The organism is Microbispora sp. CL1-1, from assembly GCF_012034195.1.
In the GTDB taxonomy this organism is placed as follows: domain Bacteria; phylum Actinomycetota; class Actinomycetes; order Streptosporangiales; family Streptosporangiaceae; genus Microbispora.
On sequence record NZ_JAATEK010000104.1, the window covers coordinates 1 to 3,522 of the forward strand.

At 74.1% G+C, this 3,522-nt stretch carries 2 protein-coding genes; both read right to left on the reverse strand.

Translation table 11 applies throughout. The features are described from left to right. On the reverse strand, nt 1–188 hold a 188-nt coding region (locus HCK04_RS40035; RefSeq protein ID WP_142652734.1), incomplete at its 3' end, for a polyketide synthase docking domain-containing protein. 6 nt (nt 189–194) lie between these two features. Beyond that, nucleotides 195–3,522 (reverse strand): type I polyketide synthase (locus HCK04_RS40040; RefSeq protein WP_240972271.1); only part of this gene is annotated, 3,328 nt, incomplete at its 5' end.

A 3,522-nucleotide genomic window follows, 5' to 3' on the forward strand; every position in this document is an offset into this window, starting at 1 on the left:
CGGCCCTCGGCGACCAGGTCCCACAGGTCCTCGGGGGAGGCCACCCCGCCGGGCAGACGGCAGCCCATCCCCACGATCGCGATCGGCTCGCGCGACTTCGCCTCGATCTGCCGTAGCCGCCGCTCGGCCTGCTTGGTCTCCGCGATCGAACGCTTGAGATATTCGCGCAGCTTTTCGTCGTTCGCCATCAGGAATCAGCCCCTGTCCAGGAGGTCGAAGAGTTCGTCGTCGGTGGCGGAGTCGAGGTCGAGTTCGGCGTCCGGGTCGTCGTCCTCGGCGGCCGTGTCGAAGCGCGCCAGCAGCGCGCGGAGCCGGGAGACGACCTCGCCGCGCTCGTCCGGTTCGGCGAGCAGGCTCGCTTCCAGCCGCCGCAGCGCGGTCAGCGGATCGTCCGCCGGCTTGTCCTCGCCGTCCGTCTCGGCGTCGCCCAAAGCCGTCAGGATGTGCTCGGCCACCGCGGTGGGCGAGGGGTAGTCGAAGATCAACGTGGTCGGCAGGGGCAGCCCGGTCGCCGCCCGGAGCCGGTTGCGCAGGTCGACGGCGGTCAGCGAGTCGAGACCCAGCTCCTTGAACGCCCTGGCCGGCGCGACCGCCTCGCCGTCGGAGTGCCGCAGCACCGCGGCGACCTCCGTACGGACTAGATCGAGCACGGCCTCGCGGCGCTGTGCCGGGTCGAGTCCGGCGAACCGCCGCGCGGGAGACGGCGCACCGGGGGCGGTGTCCTCCACCGAGCCGCCCACCCCGGACGTACGGGAGGCGTCGAGCCAGTAGCGGGTGCGCTGGAAGGCGTAGGTGGGCAGGTCGGCGCGGCGCGGTTCCGACCCGGCGAGGGCGACGCTCCAGTCGACCGGAACGCCCCGCACGAACGCCTCGGCGAGCGAGACGAGGAACCGTTCCGGCCCGCCCTGGTCGCGCCGCAGCGTGCCGGTGACCAGCGCCGGTGCGACGCCCGCGGCGTCGAGGGTGTCCTCGATGCTCGACGTGAGCACCGGGTGCGGGCTGATCTCGACGAACGCGCTGTGGCCACCGGCCGCCAGCGCCCGGGTGGCGGCCTCGAACCGCACCGGCCGGCGCAGGTTGGCGTACCAGTACTCCGCGTCGAGCTCCTCGGGGCCGACCCAGTCACCGGTGACGGTCGACAGCATCGGCACGGTCAGCTCCCGGGGAGCGACGGGGGACAGCGCCTTGACGATCTCTTCCTCGATCAGCTCCACCCGGGCGGAGTGCGACGCGTAGTCGACCGAGATCCGCCGGTTGCGCACCCCCTCGGCGTCGAGCGCGGCCAGCAGCTCCGTCAGGGCGCCCGCTTCGCCCGACACGACCACGCTGCCCGGCCCGTTGACCACCCCGACCGACAGCCGCCCGTCCCAGGCCGCGATCCGGGCCTCGGCCTCCTCCAGGGGCAGGGCGACCGACGCCATCCCGCCGTCGCCCGACAGGGTACGGATGGCCTGACTGCGCAGGGCCACCACGCGGGCGGCGTCGCGGAGCGACAGGCCCCCCGCCACCACCGCCGCGGCGATCTCTCCCTGCGAGTGGCCGACCACGGCGTCGGGACGCACGCCGTACGACTGCCACAGCTCGGCGAGCGAGACCATGACGGCCCACAGCACCGGCTGGACCACGTCGACCCGGTCGAGCCCCGGCGCGCCGGGGACGCCCCGCACCACGTCGAGCAGCGACCAGTCCACGAACTCGGCCAGCGCCCGCCCGCACTCGGTGAGCCGCTTCGCGAACACCGGCGCCGTCTCCAGCAGCCCGGCTGCCATGCCGGGCCACTGCCCGCCCTGCCCGGGGAAGACGAACACGACCTTGCCGGTCACGTCGGCCGTGCCGCGTACGACGTGGTCGGGCAGGGCGCCGTCGCGGGTGAGCGCGGCCAGCCCGGCGGACAGATCGGCGGACAACTCGGCGCTGCTCGGCGCGACCACGACGGCGCGCTCGGCGAACAGCGCCCTGGCCGAGACGAGAGAGTGCGCGACGTCGACGGGATCGAGGTCCGCACGGCCGTCCAGGTACGTCGCGAGGCCGACGGCCTGGCCACGCAGCGCCTCGGGCAGGTGCCCGGACAGCACCCACGGCACGGCGGGCGGGGGCGCGGGCGCCTTCCTGGCCGGCTCCTCGGCGGCCGGGGGCTGCTCCAGGATCACATGCGCGTTCGTACCGCTGACCCCGAACGACGAGACCGCCGCCCGCCGGGGGCGGCCGGTCTCCGGCCAGGGGCGAGTCTCGCCGAGCAGGCGTACGGCGCCGCTCGACCAGTCCACGTGCGGGCTCGGCTCGTCGATGTGCAGCGTCTTCGGCAGCACGCCGCCGCGCATCGCCATGACCATCTTGATCACCCCGGCGCCGCCCGCGGCGGCCTGGGTGTGCGCGATGTTCGACTTCAGCGAGCCGAGCCACAGCGGCCGGTCGGCGGGCCGGTCCTGGCCGTACGTCGCCAGCAGCGCATGCGCCTCTATGGGGTCGCCGAGCGTCGTGCCCGTGCCGTGCGCCTCGACCGCGTCCACCTCCGACGCGGCCAGCCCGGCGTTGGCGAGCGCCTGCCGGATGACCCGCTGCTGGGACGGCCCGCTCGGGGCGGTGAGACCGTTGGAGGCCCCGTCCTGGTTGACGGCCGAGCCGCGGACGACCGCGAGCACCGGGTGCCCGTTCCTGCGCGCGTCCGACAGCCGTTCGAGGAGCAGCAGGCTCACGCCTTCTCCCCAGCCGGTGCCGTCCGCGGAGGAGGAGAACGCCTTGCACCGCCCGTCCGCCGACAGGGCCCGCTGCCGCGAGTACTCGACGAACGTGGCGGGCGACGACATCACCGCGACGCCGCCCGCGAGCGCGAGGTCCGACTCGCCCGTACGCAGCGACTGGGCGGCCAGGTGCAGGGCGACAAGCGAGGACGAGCAGGCCGTGTCCACCGTCACCGCGGGGCCCTCGAAACCGAAGGTGTACGCCACGCGTCCCGAAGCGACGCTGCCCGCGCTGCCGTTGATGAGATATCCCTCCAGGTCGCCGGGGACCTCCTGCAGCCGGGGCGCGTAGTCGTGGTACATCACACCCGCGAAGACCCCGGTGCGGCTGCCCTTGAGCCGCTGTGGGTCGATCCCCGCCCGTTCGAACGCCTCCCACGCCACTTCGAGCAGCAGCCGCTGCTGCGGGTCCATCGCGAGTGCCTCCCGGGGCGAGATGCCGAAGAAGGCGGCGTCGAAGTCGGCGACGTCCCGCAGGAACCCGCCGTGCCGGGTGTATGAGGTGCCGGGATGGTCGGGATCGGGGTCGTAGAGCCCTTCGAGGTCCCAGCCCCGGTCGGTGGGGAACTCCGACACCGCGTCGCCGCCGCTCTCCACGAGTCGCCAGAGCGCCTCGGGCGATTCGACGCCGCCGGGAAGCCGGCAGGCCATGCCGACGATGACGACCGGGTCGTCGGCCAGGGCCCCGATCGCCGCCGTTTCGGCCCGTACGGGTGCCTTCTCCGTACGGACGCCTCCGAGCAGGTCGTCCAGCAGATCGGCGATGGCGCGGGGGGTGGGA